The following is a 19,542-nucleotide window of genomic DNA, read 5'->3' as shown; positions in this document are numbered from 1 at the left end:
TTAAAATAAGCCATGAATATTATAATATTCTCTATTTTCTTCTGATTAATGAATAAATTTTTTTTATTGTCAATCAGTAAGGCAGGTGAGTTTATTAAACAGATAAGCTTTCTTTTAGCAGCTATTCTCCTCTTTACTAACTAAAAGCGGTCGTTAATCGTACTTCTTATAATTTATTTATGTTCAATTTAATTATGCATTTGATATGTAAAATTGTAGCTAAAAGAGTAACAGTATTTCACATTTGGAATAAGCTTATTTGTTTATGGGTAGAGGTTTAATTTTTAGGGGATTTTTGTGAATTTAACGATATCACAAGATATAATAAAGAGGAGCAAAAACAAGAGCAAGCAGGCTGCAGTTATTGTGATAGCTAGGGAAACATCGATAGGGAATCTTACGGTGGTGAAGTCGCGTAAGGGTCTTTGTTATATTGCTTTAGGAGATGTGACTGCACAGTTGTTTCAAGAATTAGAAGTGCATTTTACCGATATAAAACACGATGTGGATGATTTTGCATTGCATCAAGATATAGAGTGTATTGTAGAAATGATTGAAACTCCTAAATTGGTGAAGAATCACAATTTTCGATTAGATATAAATGGTACGGTTTTCCAGAAGAAAGTTTGGGCTGCGTTATGTGAAGTACAATGTGGAGAAATAATTTCTTATGAAGAGTTAGCACAAAATATTGGTATGCCAAAAGCATACCGTGCCGTTGCTAATGCATGTGCATGTAATAAATTAGCATTAGTGATCCCTTGCCACCGTGTAGTCCGTAAGAATGGTGCTCTTTCTGGTTATCGTTGGGGTATTCAACGCAAACAAATTTTGCTACAACGTGAACGATATTGAAAGATTTAATTTTGTTGAATTGGCATTATAATCGTTACGATTGTGCCTTTTGCTTCTTTAGAAGTGATTTCCAGTTTCCCTTTATGTAATTCTAATAAAGAACGGGATATAGCCAATCCAAGGCCTGAGCCGGGGTGGGTTTTGGTAAATTGATTTTCAACTTGTTCAAAAGGCTGTCCAAGTTTTTTGATTGCTTCTTGGGGAATACCAACACCTGTATCTTTAATACTAAAGATAAGGTTATTATTTTTCTGGAAAGCACGGATATCAATACTGCCGCCAGAAGGTGTGAATTTAACAGCATTAGAGATAAGATTAAGAAAAATTTGTTTCATAGCGCGGCAATCAACATCAGCATGAAGTTTTTGTTCAATATTTGTTGTAAGAGAAATCTTTTTCGCTTGTGCTTGTGGTGTTAGCGTACGAATTGTTTCACTGATAATTGGTTCAAGGTTGATATTTTTACGGTCAAGGGTGAATCTTCCAGCTTCGATTTTTGACATATCAAGGATATCATTGATAAGAGTTAGAAGATGGGTTCCTGAATTATGAATATCATGCATATATTCTTTATAGCGTTGTGAACCGAGGGGGCCAAAGGTAGATTGCAACATGATTTCTGAAAAACCAAGAATAGCATTAAGAGGAGTACGCAATTCATGGGAGATATTGGCTAAAAATTCTGATTTAGCTTTGTTAGCACTTTCGGCCCGTTCTTTTTCTTCTTGTAGGCTTTTATTAAGCTTTTCAACTTCTGTAGCACGTTGTTGAGCATTTCCTCGGGCACGTTTTAGTTCTTGAATAAATGAAAAAAGCCGCCTTTCACTATCTTCAAATTTTTCTTGTTGTTGTTTAAGTTCAGATATATCAGTACCAACACAAACAAGTCCTCCATCTTGTGTGCGTCTCTCATTAATTTTTAGCCAGTAGCCATCTGCAGTTTGGCGAATACTCGTTAAGTTACCAGTTTCATCTATTTTGAGAGGATATTCACTAATAGCAGGACGTGACATGGCTTCAACAGTTGCACGTTCGATTCCTGATTGTAGCATCTGTTTAGGGATAGCAGCATATTCACAAAATTTGCTATTAGACATAACTAGACGCCCTTCTGAATCCCACAAAACAAAAGATTCAGAAATATTTTCAATCGCATCGCGAATACGAAGATCAGCTTGTGCAGTTTGTTCAACAAATTGATGTTGTTCACTAATATCAAAGGAAATGCCAACCAAGTGAGGTTCTTCTTCATCGGTTACTTCGGCACGAATGCGCATCCATACATAATAGCCTTCAGCGTGCCGCATAGGTACATTAATGTCGATATGTTTTTTTTTGCTATCCATTAATTCTTGAGCGAGTTCAAAAAAATTGGCATCTTTTGGGTCAATGATAGCAGTAATTTGAGAAATTGATAGAAGTGCATTTTGAGGTTCATAGCCAAGCATTTCATACATTGCTCGTGACCAATAAACGCGTCCACTTGCCATATTCCAATCCCATAATCCACAACGTCCGCGCATCATAGCCATATCAATGCGATTTTGAATTTTTTCTGAAATCAGATCTGTATTACGCGCTCGTGTGATTTGATTATAATAAGCATAGAGAAGAACTAAAATAGTACTCACTGTTCCTATAAATAAAGTTATATTTAATGAGAATTTTTTTTGCCATTCCGTATAGATATGTTTTTTGGTTGCACTAATGAATACCCTATATTGGCCATTGTCTGTTTGATTGAATGAAGCGAGAGAAAGTTCTTCTCCTATTGTAATTTCTATAATTCCAGTATTTTTTTTGAGAGGCAATGAATCGATATTTTCAGAAATAAAATCTTGTAAAGATTTTTCTGAAATTATTTCTGAATTAGACGAGGCTAAGATATTTCCATTGCGATCAAGGATAGCTATTATAGGATTGATGTTAGTAAAGCTGTGATGATGAAAGTTTATCAGAATATTTTGTAAATGATTATGAGAAAGATCAGCTACTTTTTTTTGCTGATTAAAAGTCAGTAAATCATAGTTGATTTTATTTACGATAGAGGAGGATAAAAGAGAAAGTGTAGAGCGCGCATTATTGTCAATTGTATGGCGCCAATCATAAAGTGATGCAAAGCGTATTATTGCTAACACAATCAAAGATATAATAATGGCGAACGGAATAGAACGTCGCAACCAAGGTTCGATAAAGAGGAGTTTTTGGTAAGTCGAACTAGAAATACGTGCTACTCCTACCTTGCAGTTTGAAGTGCTTGGTTTTGAATCAGAATGCATTCTTGTGGCCGCGTTATACGCGTCCAATTTAGCCATTTCTGGGGTCCTTTAATCATGAATAATGTAACTAGAAAACTGTTTTGGTACTTATAACAGTTCAACAAGCCTAATGAATCAAAACAAGAGTCTTCTGTCTAGTCTTTTTTTTTAAAAAAAGAATAATTTTACTCTAATGAGTATAAATTGTGAAAATTAAAAGAACTTTAATATTACTTATAAATAGGTTAAAATAGCTTATTTATAGGCTTCTTGTTATGAAAGCCTCAAAAGAACTAAATTCGATTCATTAATAGAGCAATATTACAACGATTTAATTATCAATATTTTTATTTTAAGCAAGGATACGATTAATAATATCCGTAACATCACTTGATAATTTTGCTGCTGTTGCGATTGTTTTTAATGCAGATTCGAGTTTTTTCTGTCGAATAGGTTCCAATTGTCTCCAAGAGCGCATAATTGTTAATAATCGTGAAGCAAGTTGTGAATTTTTAGGGTCAATTTCTAAAATAGTTTGGCATAGGAAATGATAAGATGCACCATCAATCCTGTTAAAACCCGTCTGGTTACCAGAGGCAAAAGCGCCAATCAAAGCACGTACTCTATTAGGATTATCTTGTGAAAAAAGCGGATGTGTTGTGAGTTTTTGAACACAATCAAATGTTGATGCTCCTGCAACCATTGCTTGAATTGAAAACCATTTATCCATGACCAAAGGATCATGATAATATCGATTTTCAAAATCATTTAAAGCATTTTGCGCTTGTTCGCTTTTGTTAAAGCGTTGTACTAAAATTGTTATGCTGGCAATACGATCGGTCATATTATCAGACACTGCATATTGTGTGGCAGCACGCTTTGGATTATCTTCGGCAATAGAGAGATAGTCTAATATAATATTGCGTAATGCTCTTTTTCCAGTTTGCTGAGCATTTGGCGAATAAGATTCTTGTACCTGCATTTGTACATAGAATTTTGTGAAAAGTTCTTGATGAGTGTGTGCAATAGAAGCTAAAAATTGATTACGTACATCATAGATTCGATCTGGATCGATATTTTTACCAATTGCGTTTGCAAGTTCACTTTCGCTTGGTAAATTTAAACAAAATGCCCGAAATTCCGGCTCTAAGCTTTCATCTTTGACGATGGTTTTAATCAGCTTTAATAAGTTAGAGGGCATGGTTGCTTTTTCGAGTGTTTTATCTTGAATGGCTCTAATAAGGGCTTGTGTTATTAGAGTATTCAGTGACTGCCAACGATTGATTTGATTGCTATCATTTTGAGCAAGAAAAATCAGTTCCTTTTCATTAAATGGAGTTTGTAAAATAATAGGGGCAGAAAAATCTCGCAGGAGTGATAAGACAGGTTTATCATGCAGTGCTTTTAATTGAAAGGTTTGAGATTCCTTAGAAAGTAACATAACATCTGATTGAATAGTTTTATCACCTTCATAGGTGAGTGATTGTCCCTCAGGTCCTAATAGACCAAAGGCAATAGGGATAAGCATGGGTTTCTTATTATTTTGGTGTGGTGTTGGTGGAATATGTTGCTTTGCATGAATTGTTAAAGTACCATCATTATAATGGCTATCAATTTCCACATGAGGGGTACCTGCCTGTTCGTACCATAGCATAAATTGTGAGAAATCTTGATCCGATACTTCAGCAAAACAAGCGATAAAATCTTCAATAGTACAAGCTTGTCCATCATGGCGTTGAAAATAGAGATCCATACCTTTACGAAAGAGTACAGCGCCTAATATAGTACGTACCATACGCACTACTTCTGCTCCTTTTTCATAGATAGTTGTAGTATAAAAATTATTGATTTGACTATATTGACGGGGGCGTACAGGATGAGAAAGAGGACCAGTGTCTTCAGGAAACTGCGTAGCTTTCAACGTTTTTATGTTTTCAATTCTTTGCAGACTACGTATATTTTGATCTGCAGAAAATTCCTGATCACGGTAGACAGTTAATCCCTCTTTTAAACAAAGTTGAAACCAGTCACGACAGGTAATACGATTACCAGTCCAATTGTGGAAATATTCATGTGCAATGATGCGTTCAATATTTCTATAATCTTTGTCCGTTGCTGTTTCAGGATCTGCAAGAACATATTTATCATTAAAGATATTAAGACCTTTGTTTTCCATTGCGCCCATATTAAAGTCAGAGACAGCAACAATATTGAAAACATCTAGATCGTATTCACGCCCGAAACATTGTTCGTCCCAACGCATGGAACGTTTGAGGGCATCCATAGCATAAATTGCTTGTTTAGTTTTACCTTTTTCTACATAGATACCAAGTTTGACACATCGTCCGGAAGCTGTGATAAAATGATCTTCAAGTTTGTCAAGATTTCCACCAACTAAAGCAAAAAGGTAAGATGGTTTTGGATGAGGATCCTCCCAAAGAGCAAAATGTCTGTTATTCTCAAGGGTTCCTGTTTCAATGAGATTACCATTAGAAAGTAAGATTGGAATCGTTTGAGAATCTGCTTCAATTTTTACTGAATAGGTAGAAAGAATATCGGGACGGTCATAAAAATAAGTAATGCGACGAAAGCCTTCTGCTTCGCATTGTGTGCAATAGACACCATTTGAAAGATAAAGTCCCATAAGTTGACGGTTACTTTTAGGATTCAATTCTGTCACTATTTGTAATGTGAAAGAAGTTGCGGGAGGAGCAATAATTTCTAAGTTCGAAGGAGTGCTTTTATAAGCATTTTGGGCTAATTTTTCTCCATTGATAGTAACAGAAACTAATGTCAGTTCATCACCGGAAAGTACAAGAGGTGTTAATTCTTTTGTATGTTTACGAGGTTCAATAGACAATGTTGCTTTAACGACAGTTTTTGTTGGTTCCAGACAGAAATTAAGTTGTGTTTTAGGTATAGCATAGGGTGTTTGTTGGTAATCTTCTAAATGATAAACAGGGATTGTTTCTTGCTTCATAATTGTTTTCCTTGCTATATTGGAGGAGGTTAATTTGTTGAAAGGCCGCTTATTTCTTAAGAAAAGGCAGAATTTAAAAATGATTAAAGATTATTTAAACGGTTTTTTACTTCTAAAAAGTCTATCCATGTGAGCTTTTTTTGACTAGGCGTTCGTAAAAGATAAGCAGGATGAAAAGTTGGCATAACAGGTATTTTAAGATTTTCATTTTCGTAAGTAAGCCATTTTCCTCTTATTCGAATAATGCCACTCTGAATTCCCGTAAAAAATTGCACGGCAGTGCTTCCCAGCGCTATGAGAATACGAGGCTTGGCTAATAAAATTTGACGTTCAATAAAAGGGCGACATAATGCAATTTCGCGTGGTGTTGGTGTGCGGTTTCCTGGTGGACGCCAGGGAATAGTATTTGCTATATAGACATTTTGTCTTGTGAGACCAATTGATGCAAGTATTTTGTTGAGTAGTATGCCTGCTTTTCCTACAAATGGAATTCCTTGTATGTCTTCTTCTCGTCCTGGAGCTTCACCTATGAGCATAAGAGGACTTCCTGCTGTTCCATCAGAAAAACAGGTATTTTTGGCTGTTAGTTTTAATGAGCAGCCGTTAAAAGAAAGAAGGGCAGATTTCAGCTCATCAAGTGTTTGAGCATTTTTTGCTATCTCTACAGCTGAGAGCACGGGTTGCATTTTATCCGGATTATCAAGTAAAGGAGTATGCGATTTTATGGTTGGTGATATTTGTTGATGATAGGAGATATCGCATGCTTGGTTTAATTGCGGTTCTAAAGGGATAGCTTGATTAAAGTGATCAATAGGAACATCAGTAAGCGCAGTGTCAACACCACTTTCTTTATAGAAGCTGAGTAGATCTTCATTTAAGATTACATCTTTATTTTTTTTTGACATTTTTCTTTTTGCTTTGTACTGATCTATAAAGCAATAGACTAAGAAGAATTATTCTTCAAGATTTATAATATGTTTATTGCGAATAGAAGTTCAGTATATTCTCAGAAAATGGAGTGGTATTAGATTTTAATGATCCTTTTGACAATGCTTCAGAAATAATGTGTAAGTGTATGCTTTCGCATTTTTTATGGCTTCAATCATCGATTGTTTTAATGCTAGATTTGCAGCAATAGCACTTGAAAGGATGCAACCTGTTCCACGCATTGTTCCTTTTAAACGGGGAGAGGAAATATTTATAACTTCAGTTTTGTTAATTAAGCTATCTGTTGCGAAATTACTTTCGGTATGTCCACCTTTTATTAATATATGGCGTGGACCAAATGAGAGAAGTTTTTGTGCTTGGTGGATTGCTTCTTCATGATTAGAAGTCAAAGAGCTTTTACTGAGAAGAGCGAGCTCTGCCATATTGGGTGTTAAAAGATCAATATGAGGAAGCAGTTTATTGAGCATAATATCTGTGATTTTTTCTGTGGTAAGCTGCCCTCCTGATGAGGCAATAAGCACAGGGTCAAGAATGGTTGGAATATGATGATAATCTTTTAAGATATCACAGATCCCTTCTATAATTCCTTGGGTTCCTGTCATACCGATTTTGATTGCATGTATTGAATTGTTTTTGAGGGCAATACGCATTTGTGCAGCAACAGTTTCTTTACTCATGGGCACAATTTCAGCAACATGGTTGTTATCTTGTACGTTGACAGCTGTAATGGCTAAACTTGCTTTTGTTTGAAAATGCGTTGCTGTTTCTATATCACGAACAATACCCGCTCCTCCTGTTGGATCGGTACCTGCAACAATAAGTATAGAAGGCATTAGCGCCATGCTTGAGTCACCTTTATCCACTGTTGGACACGTTCTTCGGGCTTTTTATTTAAAATAATATCAGTGACAACAGCAGCGCTATTTGCTCCAACTGTTAAAATATTGATTGCGCGTTCTGGTGTTAAACCACCAATACCTACTAGAGGCAAAGAACCGATTTTCTTTCTCCATTGCTTGATTTTTTCTAGTCCTTGTGGAGCCCATTTCATTTTTTTAAAAATTGTTGGATAAATAGGACCAAGTGCAATATATTCAGGAGATATAGATAAACTTATATCTAATTCGTGTTCATCATGAGTACTAAGGCCCAATTTTATATCACTTTTACGGATTGCCAAAATATCAGCATTTTTTAAATCGTCTTGTCCAAGGTGAATAAAATCACATTTTTCGTCAATGGCTATTTTCCAATAGTCGTTAATGACTAACTGGGCTTTAAATTTGTCACATATATTCTTTGCTCGTTTTATATGTTGAATAATTGTTTCTGTATCTTTATCTTTTATGCGTAATTGTATCAGCTTAATTCCAAAGGGAACTAAACGTTCAACCCAATCTGCACTATCAACAATGAGATAAAATGGGTCAAGTTTCATGAAAATATTGCTTTTCCAATAACTGGTGTTGAAGGAACTGCTACGTTGCGTGCTTCAAGTAATCCTGCTTTATAACCCATACGTCCTGCTGTAATAGCTTTAGAAAATGCTTCAGCCATTAATACAGGATCACCAGCTTTAGCAACAGCTGTATTGAGTAGTACTGCATCATAGCCAAGCTCCATAGCAATGGTAGCATGTGATGGACGTCCAATACCAGCATCGATAACAAGAGTAAGATCAGGAAGATATGCACGGATAGAACGTAATCCATCAGTATCACGGGGACCTTTAGCAGATCCAATAGGCGCACACCAAGGCATAATGACACGGCAGCCAACTTCAAAGAGTTTTTCAGCAACAATAAGATCGTCTGTTGTATAGGCAAAAATTTGAAATCCTTCATTATTTAAAATTTGCGCTGTTTCGACTAAAGAAAAAACATTTGGCTGTAATGTATCTGGATTACCAATAACTTCTAGTTTAATCCAAGGCGTTTTAAAGAGATCTCGTGCTAATTGGGCTGTTGTTACTGCTTCCTTAACAGTATAACAGCCAGCAGTATTTGGAAGTACAGTTATGTCAAGCTCTTTAAGAAATTGCCAAAATTGTCCGCTCTGTTTTCCTCCTGCAGTTTCTCGGCGTAATGAAATTGTTATAATTTCTGTACCAGATTTATGAATAGCTTTACGAAGAACTTCTGGTGAGGGATATTGAGCCGTACCTAATAAAAGGCGGGAAGAGAATTCGCGTCCATAAAAATTCAACATCGCTTTAGCCTCCTTGCATTGGACTTAGAATTTCAATTCTATCTCCTTCGTGCAAGACAAATTGACTTCGTTCATCAAGAGAAACAACTTCAGCATTAACAGCTGTTGCTAACCAATTACCTTCATAACCTAATTCGTCAAGAAGTAATTTGAGGGAAGTTACTTTTGTTTCAATTATTTCACCGTTAACAGATATTTTCATGTTTTATTCCAACGCTAATTTTACTGCTTGTTTTGCCATTTCTGGAGATAAAAGGAAACCATGTCTGTAAAATCCATTAATAGAAATATGATTATCATGTTTGTGAACATAAGGTAAATTATTAGGATAGCATGGACGAATACCAACGCCGGATTCAATAATTTCTGCTTCAGCAAAGGCAGGATGAAGAGTATAAGCTGCGTTAAGAAATTCCATCATTGATCTTGCTGAGATAGCACCACTAAAGTCACTTTCAATCATTGTTGCTCCAATCATAAAGATATTATTTTGTCTGGGGACTACATAGAGTGGAATACGTGGGTGGAGAAGACGAATTGGACGAGAAATTTTAATATCTGTGCTGCGTACTAGAAGCATTTCACCGCGAACTCCTCGTATATTTTTGTCTTTGCCTAAACGTGCTATTCCTGTTGCATCAATGACAGTATTAAAATTCTCTTCGCATATTCCTATATCAACAAAACAGGCTCCATTTTTTATAAGAATCTCTTTTAAAGTGATCAGTGCTTTGCGCGGATCAATATGCGCTTCAGTTTCGTAAAAAAGTGCACGGTTAAAACGTCCAGCAAGATCAGGTTCAAGATGTGCTATTTCTGTATTGTCTATGATTTTGTGGTTATTTGTACGCATTGAAAATCGTTCGAGCTCTGTTATATCTCGCGTAGGAGCAACAACCAGAGTGCCTTTTTGTGCTACAATATCAGGGAGTATTTCTCTCCACCATTGCATCGCTTGTATACCAAGATCTTCGATGATTTGTTCAGAGCTTTCTTTTTCACAGTAAGGTGCTAACATACCTCCTGCATACCAGCTTGCAGTCCCTATAGGAGAATGGAGAGGGGCAGATACAGTGACAGGGATACCTTTTTGTTGTAGCATAAAAGCAACTGTTAAACCGCCTACACCTGCACCTTTGATAAGAATATTTTTCAATTGTTTGCTTTCTCTTTTCTAGAGGGAGCATTTTCTACGTAGAGATCACCATTTTTTTGATATTTTTCAGCCATAGCAATCATACCTTCTTTTTTTCTTTTTGTTGCTGCATCACGGATATCATGGGAAATACGCATTGAGCAGAATTTAGGTCCACACATAGAGCAAAAATGCACCAATTTATGTGCATCTTTAGGCATTGTTTCATCGTGAAAAGAGCATGCTGTATCTGGATCAAGAGAAAGATTAAATTGATCACGCCATCGAAAATCAAATCGTGCACGTGAAAGGGTATTATCGCGCAATTGCACTCCGGGCAAACCTTTAGCAAGATCAGCGGCATGAGCCGCAATTTTATAAGTGATTACCCCAGTTTTTACATCATTTTTATCTGGTAGTCCTAGATGTTCTTTAGGCGTTACATAGCAAAGCATGGCAGTACCAAACCAACCAATCATAGCGGCACCAATCGCTGATGTTATATGATCATATCCAGGAGCAATGTCAGTTGTAAGAGGGCCCAAAGTATAAAAAGGTGCTTCGTGGCAGAGGGTTAATTGTTTTTCCATATTTTCTTTAATTTTATGCATTGGTACATGACCAGGTCCTTCAATCATAATCTGTACATCTTTTTCCCATGCAACTTTTGTTAGTTCTCCCAAAGTTTTAAGTTCTGCAAATTGGGCTTCATCGTTTGCATCCGCAATAGAGCCTGGACGCAATCCATCTCCTAATGAAAGAGAGACATCATACATGCGTGCAATGTCACAAATTTCATCAAAATGTTCATATAAAAAATTTTCTTTGTGGTGATGAAGACACCACTTAGCCATAATAGAGCCACCTCGTGAAACAATACCTGTTATGCGATTAATCGTTAGGGGGATGAAGGGTAATCTTAATCCTGCATGAATAGTAAAATAATCAACACCTTGTTCTGCTTGTTTAATTAAGGTGTCACGAAAAATATCCCATGTTAAATTTTCGGCAACGCCATGTACTTTTTCGAGTGCTTGATAAATCGGGACAGTTCCAATGGGAACAGGAGAGTTACGAATAATCCATTCACGAATATTATGAATATTACGACCTGTTGAAAGATCCATAACTGTATCCGCACCCCAACGAATGGCCCAAATCATCTTTTCAACTTCTTCTGCCATAGATGAAGTAACTGCTGAATTACCGATATTAGCATTAATTTTAACACGAAAATTACGCCCAATAATCATTGGTTCGCATTCTGGGTGATTGATATTTTTAGGAATAATAGCGCGTCCGCAAGCAATTTCATTACGAACAAATTCTGCAGTATAGGTTTCTGGTATTGATGCGCCGAATGTTTCACTCGATATTTTTTTTTGATCTTTTGCTACCAAACCTTCATTTTCACGTATAGCAACATATTCCATTTCTGCGGTAATAATACCTGCACGTGCATAAGCCATTTGTGTAACTGCTTTATCGTTTTTTGCGCGAAAAACGGGACGAATTTGTTCAAAAGTTGGTGCAAGATTTTTATCATGAGTAAAACCGTTATCTGCAGGTTGAATTAATCGAGCCGGATAGGATTCGATATCAGAACGTTCAGATAGCCAAGGTGTGCTAATGTCAGGTAATCCTTTTGTAATATCAATAGTTGCATCTTCATCGGTATAAGGACCTGAAGTATCATAAACCTTTAAAGTTTTTTCATGATTATTATCTACTAGAGAAATTTCACGGAATGGTACATGCACGTTGGGAAAGAGAAGACTCTTTTGATAAATTTTGCGTGAAGCAGGGAAAGGAGAAAAACTAATTAATGGAGTGTTTTTTTGCACAGACTTTTTCCTTATAGATTCGTAGTGAAAAAACGCTTTGCAAGGTTATCAAGGATGCGTTTAACTCAATAAATTAAGGATTACGCACAATATCATTTTTTGTATCAAAACATATTTGACAAAATTCAGAAAATTTATTTTGAGGAAATCAATAAAAATATTTTTTGTAATGTCTACATATGTAATCCATTCCCAGTCAGAGCATTTATTTGTACAATTATGATCAGCTGAAATACTCATATTGTCAATTGCAAAGATGTATTTTGAGTAATTTGGGAATGTTTTTTGAATGGGATCAAGAAAAATTGTAAGTAATCAACCTACAATATTAGAGAAATAGCATAAATAAAAAATATATGCTTATGATTTATTTCATAAGTGATCTATTGATATAAAAGGTATAGCTCTATTATTAGTAGAACACTTGTAATATATAATATATATAGTGTAATATATAATATATATAGTGAAGTTGCTATTTTATTAGATAATTATCAATGAATTCAATATTATAAGAGATTTGTGATTATTACAGATGTTATCAGTAAAAAAGAAACTGGTAACTTCAGGCTACCAGTTTCTATAAGCATAATTTGTCAAGGATTAGAATGAACGTTGGAAACGAATCATACTTTGCAAAGCACTTTTTCCATTCAAAGCATTGCTATAGTGTGTGTCATTACTTTCTTTACTTTTGAAAGTACGGTCATCCTTCCAAGAAAGATACGTTAGTTCAGGTGTAATAACAAATCCTGGAATCAGTTTGTATGCAATATTAACGGATGTTGCGAAAGTTTTTATAGCACTATAAGATACTTGAGCATTCAAATTTGCTTTTGGATTGATTTTGTAAGTTGCACCAGCCCACGCTGCCCATTTACCACCCCAGTTTGCATAAATGGTCGTATTCTGACGTGATAATACATTATTAGAACCCTCTACAGTATTTACTGTATAGTAATCTAGGTTATTTTTATAACCTCCCATTGCCCAAAGATTCAAATTATTATTAACATTAAAATCTACACGTGTCTTAGCAGCCCATTTTTTGTAGTAAGCGTCATAAGCGACAATAGTTGAAACACCACCCCATTTTTGCATAAATTTCATACCAAATAAGATATTAGGATTATAGTCTTTTGTTTGTTTGCTAGGAAGACCTGTATCATCAACACGAACAATTGTGCTATCTTTATCGATATAATAGTAGTTGATATTATCACCAGCGTTTGTTTTAAGAGAAGGGCCTGAAGCATTTCCCAATTCAACTCCGACAATAGCGGAAAAACCAGAGTCAGCATTAAAAGTGTAAGAGATAACGTTAGTGCGTGTATCACCTGCCGGTGCTATGCTGTCATCATTTATAACTTTACCATAACTACCGGTCCAACTGTCGAAAATCGTTTTATCAAGACCTACACGAAAACCACCAATTTCTATATAAGCAGCACGAAGTTGCCCACCGGAATTATCTTTTCCTTTGCTCCATTGTGAGCGAAGTTCTGCATATGAACGAAGTGTTCCCAATTCCGTTTCAGAAGCAGCTTGGAAAATAAGGGTTAAACGTGAAGTTGTGCGATAAGTTTTTTTACCATTTGCTAATTCCGCATCGGTTATTGCATTAATATTATCACCACCTGCAAAATCAGCACGGACATTACCAGAGATGCGAATACATGTTTCTGTTCCAGGAATATAGAAATATCCTGCACCGTATGCATCACATGCACGTACGTATTCTATAGGTTCAGGCTCTGCTGGAATAGTTGAAGCCGCTTGAGATCCAGAAACTCCAGAGAGAACTAATGTAGAGCTTAAAAGAAAGGTTTTAATATTCATAAAGGATCTCCAGTTGAGCTTATTTATAGAATGTATAAATAGAATGTATAAAGTGTATAAAAGGTATAATTATGTCTGCTGACTGAAAAAGTACGAAGCAACTAAACAAAACATTACATAATGTTAACTATACAAATCTTTATTTGAAAATACAAACATAAATTAATCTTGTTGAAAAAATAATCTTGTTAAAAATGATTTATGTACTACTTAGATTAGTGTGATAAAAAAGACACAAATTTCCATTATTTTATTTTTTAGTTTAATCTAATCAATTAGAATGAAAATTTCAGATATTTTTGAAAAAAATTGAAAATATCTTGAATTTTTTATTGATACTGTTTATGCACTTTAGTTGGAGAGGTGGCCGAGTGGTCGAAGGCGCTCCCCTGCTAAGGGAGTAGGGCTCAAAAGGCTCTCGAGAGTTCGAATCTCTTCCTCTCCGCCAGATATCAATAAAATCAATAGGCTATCTAAAGGTTAGAGATTTTTTATTCTATTGATTTTATTATGTTTTTTCTGTTCTATCCCTAATTTTTGAAGTTTTTTGATAGCTTTTATTGCTAGGCGTTTTCTGTCAGCTGTTCGAGGATAGAGTGATGTCATACTGTCTTCTGTCCAGCCAAAAAGCGCTTTCATTTGTGAAACTGTAGCACCGGCATTAGCAGCACGTGTTGCTACTAATTTTCTTAATCCGTGAGCTGATTTTTTATATCCGCTGCATTACAGGCTTCACGAAATAGATTGCCAAAGCTTTCTTTAATGAGCTGATTTCCACTTTTCCCGCAAATAAATGTTTCATTTCCAATAGGACCAATTTTAAGTGTTTCTGCGAGTTCTGATAAAATGGGAAGAAAAACATCTGTTTTAAATTGGCTCTTTTCTGTTTTGAGATGAATGATATTATCTTTGACGCATTTGCAGCCAATGCGAACGGCATCACCACGCTGTAAACAGTGTACAGAAGAACGTCAATCCATACATGTTCATGAGTATCATGAGGCCAACAGTGATAATATTGATCAATATCTTTCTCTAACCATGGTATAGCACCTTTTGTATTAGATGTTGGTCGGCTTTATTTGCAGGGCGAAATCAATCAAGAGCAATATGATGCAGCACAAAAGTATCTACAAATCAAAAACAATTACCTCTGTGCGAAAGGATTGCCTAGTGCTGTTTATGATGAAATGCCTTCCTCTTCTGATGAGAAGGAAAGGGATAAATGGGTTCAGTTGGTAACAGAGCAATTTTCAAATGTACAAGAGGTCATAAGAGAAACACAAGGCTTCTATCGACAACATAATCTTTAGGCAGCATTACAATATCTTGCTAGTGAAGATAAAGCATTACTATATCTTGTATCTTCATTGCGGATTATTCTGAATGCGCTTCATAGACATTTTACACAAAAGTATAAAAAGATTATTGAATAGTAGGCTTTAGAATGTTATATTTTTATATAATATAAGAGAGGGCGTTTTATGTACATAACAAAATTACGGAAAGTTGGAGGATCGGTGATGCTCTCCATTCCCCCTGCATTGCTTGATGTTCTTCACTTGACTGAAAATACCGAAGTTGGTTTGGCTATTGATAATGGTCGTCTTGTCGTGGAATCACCAGTCCGGCCACGATACACGATGGCTGAGTTATTAGCTGACTCTGATTATTCGCAACCGCAATCACCTGAAGAACGTGAGTGGGTTGATGCCTCTGCTGTAGGGGGCGAGCTTATATGAGGCGTGGTGACATCTATATGGTAGATTTGGAACCAATCCAAGGACGAGAGCAGCGTGGGCATCGTCCTGTCGTCATTGTTTCTCCTGATGATTTTAATGAAGTAACAGGTTTACCAGTTATTTTGCCGATCACAAGCGGTGGAAATTTTGTTCGCCGTATTGGATTTGCAGTGCCGCTTACGGGCACAAGAACTAGGGGTGTCATTCGTTGCGATCAACCTCGTGTTCTCGATTTGGTGGTGCGCAATGGGCGTAAAGTAGAAAGTTTGCCAACAGCTATTATGAATGAGGTATTGGCGAAGGTCGTGACGATCTTTAGTTAACCAATTATATGTAGGATCCAGTTTTCAGATCAGATATCTTATAGAAGATCAAGTAGAAGATCAAGCAGTGCAGGTTTGTTACGGATTGCTCTTCTGATAGTTGAAGCTACGAATCTTATGTGAAAAAAGCTAAATAATATATACATGAATATTTCAAAAAATACGATGTAGATTACAGTGTCTTTATCTGTGTGATTGCCGTAGAATTGAAACCAGAAAAGCATTATCTGTATAAAAGTGAAAGAGGTAGCACCTGTATTCTATGTTGGATTGGTGCTATACAGACTGTAAGAGGAAGAGCAGGCATTAAAATGATTAGCGCTCGCCAATAAGGAGCAAAAGAGTCAGGAAGATATACAAAAACGACTAATATGAGACATATAATCATGAAAGTGCTTGCTGCTGCACGGAAGAAAACAGTTTCGTCGTGTTTGGCAAATTGACTTTTTTTCTTAATTGCTATGCGTTTTCTAAGTTGTTCTCGTTTCTCAATTAATTCTTTCCATTTGCTTTTATCCTTTGTAAAGGCATAGCTAATTGTTTCTACCATTGGTAATGTTATTATATATAGTGTTACCGGTGTTACAAGTATTATTGCCCATATTACAGCTAATGCTACTCTCAGAATTTCGCTAATAACGTAAATTACTAATACAGTGATACCAATTAATAGTGGGATTATTATGTAAATAGTTATTACAACTTGTATGATAAACCACATTTTCTCCCCCCTTTTTATTAATTATTAGTCATAGTATTGAACCTTTAATTGATTTTTTCTCAACCAGATTTATTCTGTTCCTCCATTATCATTATCTGTTTCTGTTGTTGCCAAAGCTTTTATTATTATCTTGGATAATTCCTCATTAATTATTTCCTCTTCAACCGCTTTAAGTTCATTAATTCTTTGATCCTTCCAATCAGACGCTATCTGATAATTTTCAATTAAGCGATCATGTTCAAAATTTGCTATTATTCCTAGGTAATTTCTCCAAGCAAACAACAAAATTGCTACTACTAATAAAAAGTTTCTTGAAAATTCAAGATACCAAAGCACCCCGAGTACTATGACTAATAAAAGAGTACCTTGAAATTCTGTATTCCGACCATTCTCTGCTTCTTCCCACATGTCAGAGACTATAGCCATAGTATAAGTATACCCACTATTACTATGACAATATCACGCATTGTTCTCCCCCCCCTTTGTAATGATCAGTCGTGTAATGGATTCGTTTAGATGATACAATAATGTCTCATTTGGTGTTAAAAACACTAGATTTAGGTGAGGGAAATAAAAAAGCACAATATTTAGATTTTTTTGTTGACATGACGTAAAAAGTCGTATTTAATGACATCACGGCACTGGTTGAATTGTGTCAAAAATTCAGTTCCGTTCATTCTGTATGCCCTGCAAATGCGGGGTTTTTTGTTATTTAGAGGGTGTATTTTATGACATCAGAAAATACCACTCAGCCTCCTCAAGCGCCACTTAAGAAGCGTATTCCTCCGAAGGCAGGAAGTGGTCGCGTTAAAGGTGTTCCGAATAAAATAACGCGTCTTTTGAAAGAAGCTGTGATTAAGGCTGCTGAGAATGCGGGCAATAAAATAGGAAATGATGGTTTGGTCTCTTATTTAGAAAAGCAAGCTGTCAGCTGTCCTGCGGCTTATTTATCGTTGCTTGGTAAGGTTTTGCCGTTACAGGTTACCGGAGAGAACGGTGGAGCGATTAAAATGATAGGGCGCGTTGAAATAGCGCCTTTGGTTGATGACCATAAGACAGATTAAGATTGTCCCCAAGCTCATACCGATTTTTTCAGGAACAGCAGCGGTGCGTGCGGCATGGGGAGGACGGGGATCAGGGAAGACGAGATCCTTTGCTTTGATGGCTGCTTTGAAAGGCTATCAATTTGGTATGGGAGGCATTTCTGGGACGATCCTTTGTGCGCGTCAATTTCAGAATTCGTTGGCAGAGAGTTCCTTGGAGGAAATTAAGCGCGCTGTTGAAGCGCATGATTTTTTAAAGGATTATTATCAGGTTGGGGAGTCCTCGATTAAGTCGAAGGATGGTCGAATATCTTTCCAGTTTTCAGGACTAGACCGGAATATAGCCAGTATCAAATCGATGGGTCGGATTTTGCTCTGTTGGGTTGATGAGGCAGAGCCTGTTACAGAGACAGCGTGGCAGACTCTTATACCGACTTTACGTGAAGAGGGCGATGGATGGCGCGCAGAGTTATGGGTGACATGGAATCCTTTACGTGAGCATGCTCCTGTTGAGAGGCGGTTTCGTTTTTCAGAGAATGAAGGGATTAAGGGTGTTGAGATCAATTGGTCAGACAATCCGAAGTTTCCGCAGATATTGAATGAGGCACGGTTGGATGATCTTAAGAACCGTGCAGAGAGCTATCAGCATATTTGGGAAGGTGGTTATTTAAAAGCGGTTCAGAGAGCCTATTTCCAAAAGGAAATGTTGGCCGCTGAGCAAGAGGTTTGGATCGGGCGTGTTGCTCGTGGTGGTAAAGAGAGTACTGTTAAACTAGGTAGTAATGGTGGCTAAGGGGGGTGTTTATGGCAGAGGAGGTGGATATTTTCCAGGAAAAGATGCAACGCTTTTATCCAGTGGTGATGGTGGGATGGTGGGGATGACACCGTATTAATCAAGGTATATTTATAGAAAGGAATTGAATAATGGCACGAAAAATCAGTAAAAGTTGTCTCAATTATTTAAAGAAATGGGAAGGGCTACGGCTTCATGCTTATCAAGATGCTTCTGACATTTGGAGCATAGGATATGGTCATACGGAAAAGGCCGGTAAGCCAATCGTTTTTGAAGGCATGGTCATTACAGAAAAAAAGGCAGAAACTATGCTTTTATCCGATTTGCGTCAATATGAGCGGGCGGTAGAGAAAGCGGTTTATGTTAACTTAAGTGATGAGCAGTTTGGAGCTCTTGTTTCCTTTTGTTATAATATAGGGATAGCGGCTTTTCAAAACTCTACATTGCTTAAGAAGCTTAATAAAGGCGATTATGAATCTGTACCCATTGAATTGAAGAAATGGACTAAAGTGGGAGGCAAGCGTTTGAAAGGCCTCGTACATCGTCGTGCAGCAGAGGCAGAATTATGGGCTAAGAGCGCTTATGTTTCGCCTAATTATCAGGTAGTTGACAAACAGGAGAAAACAGAGCTTTTAAAAGAAGTAGTTCTTGTTTATATTAAAGATATTTTTCTGATCATATCTTCTATTTTTTCGGGATTTGGAAAATTTTTAGCAGGGGATGGACCTGTGCAATGGGCACTAGCCGGCATTATAGTTTTTGCGTTCTGTCTGTGGTTAGTATTTATTGCTAAGCGCTTATGAGAGCAACGTTTATGATTTTTTGGAGAAAAAGATCTTTTGTGATGGTGATG

Annotated in this window: 17 protein-coding genes, 1 tRNA gene and 3 pseudogenes; 8 read left to right on the top strand and 13 right to left on the bottom strand. The window is 36.5% G+C overall.

Annotated features, from left to right (window positions below; genetic code table 11):
• Positions 1-324 precede the first annotated feature (324 nt).
• On the top strand, positions 325-855 hold the full coding sequence (locus ACJTDF_RS04820; protein WP_407966227.1) for a methylated-DNA--[protein]-cysteine S-methyltransferase: 531 nt from the start codon (positions 325-327) through the stop codon (positions 853-855).
• A gap of 5 nt (positions 856-860) precedes the next feature.
• On the opposite strand, the gene ACJTDF_RS04815 is transcribed toward ACJTDF_RS04820, so the two are convergent.
• The 10 genes from ACJTDF_RS04815 to ACJTDF_RS04770 form a co-directional block, all read right to left on the bottom strand.
• Positions 861-3,170: an ATP-binding protein gene (locus ACJTDF_RS04815; RefSeq protein WP_407965196.1), complete on the bottom strand. Its 2,310-nt coding sequence runs from the start codon at positions 3,168-3,170 to the stop codon at positions 861-863.
• A gap of 295 nt (positions 3,171-3,465) precedes the next feature.
• On the bottom strand, positions 3,466-6,093 hold the full coding sequence (gene pepN / locus ACJTDF_RS04810) for an aminopeptidase N (protein WP_407965195.1): 2,628 nt from the start codon (positions 6,091-6,093) through the stop codon (positions 3,466-3,468).
• A gap of 83 nt (positions 6,094-6,176) precedes the next feature.
• Positions 6,177-6,998: a uracil-DNA glycosylase family protein gene (locus ACJTDF_RS04805; RefSeq protein ID WP_407965194.1), complete on the bottom strand. Its 822-nt coding sequence runs from the start codon at positions 6,996-6,998 to the stop codon at positions 6,177-6,179.
• Between the two features lie 126 nt (positions 6,999-7,124).
• Entirely contained in the window at positions 7,125-7,883 is a 759-nt protein-coding gene (locus ACJTDF_RS04800; RefSeq protein ID WP_407965193.1) for a hydroxymethylpyrimidine/phosphomethylpyrimidine kinase, read from the bottom strand.
• Entirely contained in the window at positions 7,874-8,479 is a 606-nt protein-coding gene (locus tag ACJTDF_RS04795) for a thiamine phosphate synthase (protein WP_407965192.1), read from the bottom strand. The genes ACJTDF_RS04800 and ACJTDF_RS04795 overlap by 10 nt, the downstream gene beginning before the upstream one ends.
• On the bottom strand, positions 8,476-9,249 hold the full coding sequence (locus ACJTDF_RS04790; protein WP_407965191.1) for a thiazole synthase: 774 nt from the start codon (positions 9,247-9,249) through the stop codon (positions 8,476-8,478). Before ACJTDF_RS04790 ends, ACJTDF_RS04795 begins: the two co-directional genes overlap by 4 nt.
• Before the next feature lie 4 nt (positions 9,250-9,253).
• Complete coding sequence (gene thiS / locus ACJTDF_RS04785; protein WP_407965190.1) at positions 9,254-9,451, bottom strand: sulfur carrier protein ThiS; 198 nt, start codon at positions 9,449-9,451, stop codon at positions 9,254-9,256.
• 3 nt (positions 9,452-9,454) lie between these two features.
• Positions 9,455-10,405 carry an FAD-dependent oxidoreductase gene (locus tag ACJTDF_RS04780; protein WP_407965189.1) on the bottom strand — a complete coding sequence of 317 codons (951 nt, stop codon included), beginning with the start codon at positions 10,403-10,405 and terminating at the stop codon, positions 9,455-9,457.
• Entirely contained in the window at positions 10,402-12,228 is a 1,827-nt protein-coding gene (thiC, locus tag ACJTDF_RS04775; protein WP_407965188.1) for a phosphomethylpyrimidine synthase ThiC, read from the bottom strand. Before thiC ends, ACJTDF_RS04780 begins: the two co-directional genes overlap by 4 nt.
• A 603-nt stretch (positions 12,229-12,831) precedes the next feature.
• Complete coding sequence (locus ACJTDF_RS04770) at positions 12,832-14,067, bottom strand: porin (RefSeq protein WP_407965187.1); 1,236 nt, start codon at positions 14,065-14,067, stop codon at positions 12,832-12,834.
• 357 nt (positions 14,068-14,424) lie between these two features.
• Here ACJTDF_RS04770 and ACJTDF_RS04765 point away from each other — a divergent pair.
• Positions 14,425-14,515, top strand: a tRNA-Ser gene (locus ACJTDF_RS04765).
• Positions 14,516-14,547: 32 nt separating this feature from the next.
• Here ACJTDF_RS04765 and ACJTDF_RS04760 read toward each other — a convergent pair.
• Positions 14,548-15,130 (bottom strand): annotated as a pseudogene (locus ACJTDF_RS04760) (tyrosine-type recombinase/integrase); the annotation flags it as partial.
• 4 nt (positions 15,131-15,134) lie between these two features.
• Here ACJTDF_RS04760 and ACJTDF_RS04755 point away from each other — a divergent pair.
• From ACJTDF_RS04755 to ACJTDF_RS04745, 3 genes and pseudogenes are all read left to right on the top strand, one after another.
• A pseudogene (locus tag ACJTDF_RS04755) lies at positions 15,135-15,503 on the top strand (hypothetical protein); the annotation flags it as partial.
• Positions 15,504-15,551: 48 nt separating this feature from the next.
• A complete protein-coding gene (locus ACJTDF_RS04750; RefSeq protein WP_407965186.1) occupies positions 15,552-15,809 on the top strand; it encodes an AbrB/MazE/SpoVT family DNA-binding domain-containing protein in 258 nt (85 codons plus the stop codon).
• A complete protein-coding gene (locus tag ACJTDF_RS04745) occupies positions 15,806-16,132 on the top strand; it encodes a type II toxin-antitoxin system PemK/MazF family toxin (protein WP_407965185.1) in 327 nt (108 codons plus the stop codon). Before ACJTDF_RS04750 ends, ACJTDF_RS04745 begins: the two co-directional genes overlap by 4 nt.
• Before the next feature lie 223 nt (positions 16,133-16,355).
• Here the strand turns inward: ACJTDF_RS04745 and ACJTDF_RS04740 are convergent, their stop codons facing one another.
• Positions 16,356-16,853: a hypothetical protein gene (locus ACJTDF_RS04740; protein ID WP_407965184.1), complete on the bottom strand. Its 498-nt coding sequence runs from the start codon at positions 16,851-16,853 to the stop codon at positions 16,356-16,358.
• Positions 16,854-16,922: 69 nt separating this feature from the next.
• Positions 16,923-17,279 carry a hypothetical protein gene (locus tag ACJTDF_RS04735; RefSeq protein WP_407965183.1) on the bottom strand — a complete coding sequence of 119 codons (357 nt, stop codon included), beginning with the start codon at positions 17,277-17,279 and terminating at the stop codon, positions 16,923-16,925.
• A gap of 302 nt (positions 17,280-17,581) precedes the next feature.
• On the opposite strand from ACJTDF_RS04735, the gene ACJTDF_RS04730 reads away from it, so the two are divergent.
• The 3 genes and pseudogenes from ACJTDF_RS04730 to ACJTDF_RS04720 all read left to right on the top strand — a co-directional run bounded on the left by ACJTDF_RS04730 (position 17,582) and on the right by ACJTDF_RS04720 (position 19,492).
• The gene (locus ACJTDF_RS04730) at positions 17,582-17,917 is read left to right on the top strand and encodes a hypothetical protein (RefSeq protein WP_407965182.1); all 336 of its coding nucleotides are present in this window, start codon (positions 17,582-17,584) and stop codon (positions 17,915-17,917) included.
• Positions 17,898-18,644, top strand: a pseudogene (locus ACJTDF_RS04725) (phage terminase large subunit); the annotation flags it as partial. The gene ACJTDF_RS04730 and the pseudogene ACJTDF_RS04725, both read left to right, overlap by 20 nt.
• 176 nt (positions 18,645-18,820) lie before the next feature.
• Entirely contained in the window at positions 18,821-19,492 is a 672-nt protein-coding gene (locus ACJTDF_RS04720; protein WP_407965181.1) for a lysozyme, read from the top strand.
• Positions 19,493-19,542 lie beyond the last annotated feature (50 nt).

The organism is Bartonella bennetti, assembly GCF_045945445.1.
Classification (GTDB): Bacteria; Pseudomonadota; Alphaproteobacteria; order Rhizobiales; family Rhizobiaceae; genus Bartonella.
This window is presented reverse-complemented; position numbering and strand designations above follow the sequence as displayed.

Coding starts and splice junctions, on each gene's coding strand:
- ACJTDF_RS04815 (WP_407965196.1), bottom strand. CDS start 3,170: ATGGCTAAATTGGACGCGTATAACGCGGCCACAAGAATGCATTCTGAT.
- pepN (WP_407965195.1), bottom strand. CDS start 6,093: ATGAAGCAAGAAACAATCCCTGTTTATCATTTAGAAGATTACCAACAA.
- ACJTDF_RS04805 (WP_407965194.1), bottom strand. CDS start 6,998: ATGTCAAAAAAAAATAAAGATGTAATCTTAAATGAAGATCTACTCAGC.
- ACJTDF_RS04800 (WP_407965193.1), bottom strand. CDS start 7,883: ATGGCGCTAATGCCTTCTATACTTATTGTTGCAGGTACCGATCCAACA.
- ACJTDF_RS04795 (WP_407965192.1), bottom strand. CDS start 8,479: ATGAAACTTGACCCATTTTATCTCATTGTTGATAGTGCAGATTGGGTT.
- ACJTDF_RS04790 (WP_407965191.1), bottom strand. CDS start 9,249: ATGTTGAATTTTTATGGACGCGAATTCTCTTCCCGCCTTTTATTAGGT.
- thiS (WP_407965190.1), bottom strand. CDS start 9,451: ATGAAAATATCTGTTAACGGTGAAATAATTGAAACAAAAGTAACTTCC.
- ACJTDF_RS04770 (WP_407965187.1), bottom strand. CDS start 14,067: ATGAATATTAAAACCTTTCTTTTAAGCTCTACATTAGTTCTCTCTGGA.
- ACJTDF_RS04750 (WP_407965186.1), top strand. CDS start 15,552: ATGTACATAACAAAATTACGGAAAGTTGGAGGATCGGTGATGCTCTCC.
- ACJTDF_RS04745 (WP_407965185.1), top strand. CDS start 15,806: ATGAGGCGTGGTGACATCTATATGGTAGATTTGGAACCAATCCAAGGA.
- ACJTDF_RS04740 (WP_407965184.1), bottom strand. CDS start 16,853: ATGTGGTTTATCATACAAGTTGTAATAACTATTTACATAATAATCCCA.
- ACJTDF_RS04735 (WP_407965183.1), bottom strand. CDS start 17,279: ATGGCTATAGTCTCTGACATGTGGGAAGAAGCAGAGAATGGTCGGAAT.
- ACJTDF_RS04730 (WP_407965182.1), top strand. CDS start 17,582: ATGACATCAGAAAATACCACTCAGCCTCCTCAAGCGCCACTTAAGAAG.
- ACJTDF_RS04720 (WP_407965181.1), top strand. CDS start 18,821: ATGGCACGAAAAATCAGTAAAAGTTGTCTCAATTATTTAAAGAAATGG.